The sequence below is a fragment of the Pollutimonas nitritireducens genome (assembly GCF_002849615.1).
GTDB lineage: Bacteria > Pseudomonadota > Gammaproteobacteria > Burkholderiales > Burkholderiaceae_B > Pollutimonas > Pollutimonas nitritireducens.
Genome location: NZ_PDNV01000024.1, coordinates 1 through 5,995, shown reverse-complemented (window position 1 = coordinate 5,995; position 5,995 = coordinate 1). Strand labels below are relative to the sequence as shown.

At 53.3% G+C, this 5,995-nt stretch carries 2 tRNA genes and 3 rRNA genes; all 5 read left to right on the top strand.

Features of this window, described 5'->3' with window-relative positions:
• Positions 1 to 487 precede the first annotated feature (487 nt).
• Positions 488 to 2,018 (top strand): 16S ribosomal RNA (locus tag CR155_RS20420).
• 95 nt (positions 2,019 to 2,113) lie between these two features.
• Positions 2,114 to 2,190: transfer RNA gene (locus CR155_RS20415), tRNA-Ile, on the top strand.
• A 31-nt stretch (positions 2,191 to 2,221) separates the two neighbouring features.
• Positions 2,222 to 2,297, top strand: a tRNA-Ala gene (locus CR155_RS20410).
• A gap of 401 nt (positions 2,298 to 2,698) precedes the next feature.
• Positions 2,699 to 5,589: ribosomal RNA gene (locus tag CR155_RS20405) — 23S ribosomal RNA — on the top strand.
• Positions 5,590 to 5,820: 231 nt separating this feature from the next.
• A 5S ribosomal RNA gene (gene rrf / locus CR155_RS20400) occupies positions 5,821 to 5,933 on the top strand.
• The 16S, 23S and 5S rRNA genes sit together here with 2 tRNA genes alongside, the layout of an rRNA operon.
• The last annotated feature ends 62 nt before the right edge of the window (positions 5,934 to 5,995 follow it).

The following is a 5,995-nucleotide window of genomic DNA, read 5'->3' as shown; positions in this document are numbered from 1 at the left end:
CCACCTAGGGTTTACCCGGGTTCTGGGCAGTAAAGCGCAGGCAAACGCAGGCTTTCGGGCCGCTGGGGCATGCGGCAGTGGCGCCAGGTTGGCGGTTTGTGTTGGTTAGGTCTTTAGGGCCACCGCAGCGAACCACCCCGACTTGACAAGCCAAACGAACTGTCTCATAATCTCGTTTCTCTGCTTTAAGCACAGCGCGGCACGCAACACCGGTTACCCGGGGTTGAAGTCCCTGGGCCAACGCAGTACAGTACCGAATACGCAGGACCCGTTCTTTAACAATTTAACAGCCGATAAGTGTGGGCGCTTGGAATGAGTGTGCAGCCTTTCTCACGAGGGGCCGCTAAAGTTATCAAGTGCTCGCACAAATGAAGAAGTATGGTTTTAAAGCAATTTAGAACTTGTCTTTTTCTTTGAGCAGACGCGACGTATGACCGCCGGGTTCTTAGGAGCCCGGTTGGAAATTACGATTATATATACAGAGATTAAACTGAAGAGTTTGATCCTGGCTCAGATTGAACGCTAGCGGGATGCTTTACACATGCAAGTCGAACGGCAGCGCGGACTTCGGTCTGGCGGCGAGTGGCGAACGGGTGAGTAATATATCGGAACGTGCCCAGTAGCGGGGGATAACTACGCGAAAGCGTGGCTAATACCGCATACGCCCTACGGGGGAAAGGGGGGGATCGGAAGACCTCTCACTATTGGAGCGGCCGATATCAGATTAGCTAGTTGGTGAGGTAAAGGCTCACCAAGGCGACGATCTGTAGCTGGTTTGAGAGGACGACCAGCCACACTGGGACTGAGACACGGCCCAGACTCCTACGGGAGGCAGCAGTGGGGAATTTTGGACAATGGGGGAAACCCTGATCCAGCCATCCCGCGTGTGCGATGAAGGCCTTCGGGTTGTAAAGCACTTTTGGCAGGGAAGAAACGGCGTCCCTTAATACGGGGCGTCACTGACGGTACCTGCAGAATAAGCACCGGCTAACTACGTGCCAGCAGCCGCGGTAATACGTAGGGTGCAAGCGTTAATCGGAATTACTGGGCGTAAAGCGTGCGCAGGCGGTTCGGAAAGAAAGATGTGAAATCCCAGAGCTTAACTTTGGAACTGCATTTTTAACTCCCGAGCTAGAGTATGTCAGAGGGGGGTAGAATTCCACGTGTAGCAGTGAAATGCGTAGAGATGTGGAGGAATACCGATGGCGAAGGCAGCCCCCTGGGATAATACTGACGCTCATGCACGAAAGCGTGGGGAGCAAACAGGATTAGATACCCTGGTAGTCCACGCCCTAAACGATGTCAACTAGCTGTTGGGGCCTTCGGGCCTTAGTAGCGCAGCTAACGCGTGAAGTTGACCGCCTGGGGAGTACGGTCGCAAGATTAAAACTCAAAGGAATTGACGGGGACCCGCACAAGCGGTGGATGATGTGGATTAATTCGATGCAACGCGAAAAACCTTACCTACCCTTGACATGTCTGGAAGCTACAAGAGATTGAAGCGTGCTCGCAAGAGAACCGGAACACAGGTGCTGCATGGCTGTCGTCAGCTCGTGTCGTGAGATGTTGGGTTAAGTCCCGCAACGAGCGCAACCCTTGTCATTAGTTGCTACGAAAGGGCACTCTAATGAGACTGCCGGTGACAAACCGGAGGAAGGTGGGGATGACGTCAAGTCCTCATGGCCCTTATGGGTAGGGCTTCACACGTCATACAATGGTCGGGACAGAGGGTCGCCAACCCGCAAGGGGGAGCCAATCCCAGAAACCCGATCGTAGTCCGGATCGCAGTCTGCAACTCGACTGCGTGAAGTCGGAATCGCTAGTAATCGCGGATCAGAATGTCGCGGTGAATACGTTCCCGGGTCTTGTACACACCGCCCGTCACACCATGGGAGTGGGTTTTACCAGAAGTAGTTAGCCTAACCGCAAGGAGGGCGATTACCACGGTAGGGTTCATGACTGGGGTGAAGTCGTAACAAGGTAGCCGTATCGGAAGGTGCGGCTGGATCACCTCCTTTTAGAGCGACGCACACGAAGCGTAAGCGTCCACACTTATTGGCTGTTAAGTAAAGACCATGACATGGTTTAGCTCCTTGTAAAAAGGGGGCCGGTTGGGTCAGTAGCTCAGTCGGTTAGAGCACCGTCTTGATAAGGCGGGGGTCGTTGGTTCGATTCCAACTTGACCCACCACACGGATTACCGGTTGTACTGGGGTAAGCGCGGGGGATTAGCTCAGCTGGGAGAGCACCTGCTTTGCAAGCAGGGGGTCGTCGGTTCGATCCCGTCATCCTCCACCATTATTGTCTTGCTCGCCCAAGCGGCGGGATGATGTGTGTCATGGCAAAGAGAAACCGGGGGTAGGCAGACCGAGGGTAACGAAGAGCGTCTTGGTGGCGGTAATGAGCCAGGGCGTTGCTCGTTAGGCTTAGCGCTTAATGGTTTTATCTTGTTCTTTAACAATCTGGAAGAAGCACAACAAAGAGTATTTATGGTGTGCGCCGTTTGCGTGCTGGCTTAAGGGCCGGTAGGTAATGGTGCACCAACGATAAGTACGGGTTGTGATTGCATTATAAAATTTGTTCAACAAGTTCTCAAAAGACGTGTTGGTGCGGCAACGCACGAATGCGAGCCTATGAAAATTGATGAGCGGCACACAAGCGCGAAAACTCAAGTGTTCTTATAACCTATAACGTTATAGGATCAAGCGACTAAGTGCACATGGTGGATGCCTTGGCGATTACAGGCGATGAAGGACGTGGTAGCCTGCGTAAAGCTGCGGGGAGCTGGCAAACGAGCTTTGATCCGCAGATGTCCGAATGGGGCAACCCACGCCAGCGATGGCGTATCCCACACTGAATACATAGGTGTGTGGAAGCGAACCGGGTGAACTGAAACATCTCAGTAACTCGAGGAAAAGAAATCAACCGAGATTCCGAAAGTAGCGGCGAGCGAAATCGGAACAGCCTTGACGTTTTAGCTTTATCGATAGTCGAACGCAATGGAAAGTGCGGCCGTAGCAGGTGATAGCCCTGTAGGCGAAATCGATTTAGTGGAACTAGGCGTCAGATAAGTAGGGCGGGACACGTGAAATCCTGTCTGAAGATGGGGGGACCATCCTCCAAGGCTAAATACTCGTAATCGACCGATAGTGAACCAGTACCGTGAGGGAAAGGCGAAAAGAACCCCGGAAGGGGAGTGAAATAGATCCTGAAACCGTGTGCATACAAACAGTAGGAGCCTCTTAATGGGGTGACTGCGTACCTTTTGTATAATGGGTCAGCGACTTACATTCAGTGGCAAGCTTAACCGAATAGGGAAGGCGCAGCGAAAGCGAGTCCGAATAGGGCGAATTAGTCGCTGGGTGTAGACCCGAAACCAAGCGATCTATCCATGGCCAGGTTGAAGGCACGGTAACACGTGCTGGAGGACCGAACCCACTAATGTTGAAAAATTAGGGGATGAGCTGTGGATAGGGGTGAAAGGCTAAACAAGCTTGGAAATAGCTGGTTCTCTCCGAAAACTATTTAGGTAGTGCCTCACGTATTACTGCCGGGGGTAGAGCACTGTTATAGCTAGGGGGTCATGACGACTTACCAACCTATGGCAAACTCCGAATACCGGCAAGTAGCAGCGTGGGAGACAGAGCACCGGGTGCTAACGTCCGGACTCAAGAGGGAAACAACCCAGACCGCCAGCTAAGGTCCCTAACTATGGCTAAGTGGGAAACGAAGTGGGAAGGCATTGACAGTCAGGAGGTTGGCTTAGAAGCAGCCATCCTTTAAAGAAAGCGTAATAGCTCACTGATCGAGTCGTCCTGCGCGGAAGATGTAACGGGGCTAAGCCATAGACCGAAGCTGCGGATAGGTATCTCTTCGGAGGTATCTGTGGTAGGAGAGCGTTCTGTAAGCCTGCGAAGGCAGATTGTGAAGTCTGCTGGAGGTATCAGAAGTGCGAATGCTGACATGAGTAGCGATAAAGGGGGTGAAAAGCCCCCTCGCCGTAAGTCCAAGGTTTCCTGCGCAACGTTCATCGGCGCAGGGTGAGTCGGCCCCTAAGGCGAGGCAGAGATGCGTAGCTGATGGGAAGCTGGTTAATATTCCAGCACCGTCGTAGAATGCGATGGGGGGACGGATGGCAGAAGGTCATCGGGGTGTTGGATGTCCCCGTTGTTGCACTGTAGAAGGCGCTTAGGCAAATCCGGGCGCGTAATTCAAGGGTGTGACTGGATAGGACCTCGGTCCTAAACTGATTGGAAGCTGTTCCAAGAAAAGCCTCTAAGCTTCAGTTCTACGAGACCGTACCGCAAACCGACACAGGTGGACGGGATGAATATTCCAAGGCGCTTGAGAGAACTCAGGAGAAGGAACTCGGCAAATTAATACCGTAACTTCGGGAGAAGGTATACCCCGGTAGTGTGAAGGGCTCGCGCCCTGAGCATGATGGGGTCGCAGAGAATCGGTGGCTGCGACTGTTTATTAAAAACACAGCACTCTGCCAAGACGAAAGTCGACGTATAGGGTGTGACGCCTGCCCGGTGCCGGAAGGTTAATTGATGGAGTGCAAGCTCTTGATCGAAGCCCCGGTAAACGGCGGCCGTAACTATAACGGTCCTAAGGTAGCGAAATTCCTTGTCGGGTAAGTTCCGACCTGCACGAATGGCGTAACGATGGCCACACTGTCTCCTCCTGAGACTCAGCGAAGTTGAAGTGGTTGTGATGATGCAATCTACCCGCGGCTAGACGGAAAGACCCCATGAACCTTTACTGTAGCTTTGCATTGGACTGTGAACCGGCCTGTGTAGGATAGGTGGGAGGCGTTGAAAGCGGATCGCTAGATTCGCTGGAGCCAACCTTGAAATACCACCCTGGTTTGTTTGCGGTTCTAACCTTGGCCCGTTATCCGGGTTGGGGACAGTGCATGGTGGGCAGTTTGACTGGGGCGGTCTCCTCCTAAAGCGTAACGGAGGAGTTCGAAGGTACGCTAGGTACGGTCGGAAATCGTGCTGATAGTGCAATGGCATAAGCGTGCTTGACTGTGAGACTGACACGTCGAACAGGTGCGAAAGCAGGACATAGTGATCCGGTGGTTCTGAATGGAAGGGCCATCGCTCAACGGATAAAAGGTACTCTGGGGATAACAGGCTGATACCGCCCAAGAGTTCATATCGACGGCGGTGTTTGGCACCTCGATGTCGGCTCATCTCATCCTGGGGCTGTAGCCGGTCCCAAGGGTATGGCTGTTCGCCATTTAAAGAGGTACGTGAGCTGGGTTTAAAACGTCGTGAGACAGTTTGGTCCCTATCTGCCGTGGGCGTTGGATACTTGACGGAGCCTGCTCCTAGTACGAGAGGACCGGAGTGGACGTACCGCTGGTGTATCGGTTGTCATGCCAATGGCATTGCCGAGTAGCTATGTACGGAAGAGATAACCGCTGAAGGCATCTAAGCGGGAAACTCGTCTGAAGATAAGGTATCCCGGGGGCTAGACCCCCCTGAAGGGTCGTTCGAGACCAGGACGTTGATAGGTCAGGTGTGTAAGTGCAGTAATGCACGTAGCTAACTGATACTAATTGCCCGTGCGGCTTGATCCTATAACCTTGTAGGTTAGGCGTTCAAGTACCGTTCAAACAAATGAAGATCCAAGTCGTGTTCCAACCCGAACACGCAACCATCGCGCCCCGTACTGCCCGATGAACCCCATAAATACGACAACGCAGTCCTTGCCCGAATAGGGTAACGCGTGCGGTGCTTCTTCCCAGATTGGTCGTGTGGCCAAGGCCGTGCCCTCACCGGCCGCCTGCCCCACCCGACACCCGGTTACGCTTGACGACCATAGCGAGGTGGTCCCACTCCTTCCCATCCCGAACAGGAACGTGAAACGCCTTTGCGCCGATGATAGTGGACGTACGTCTGTGAAAGTAGGTCATCGTCAAGCTCTTATGCAGTAAGAAAACCCCCGCCCGTCTCAACGTGCGGGGGTTTTTGTTTGGGCGCGCG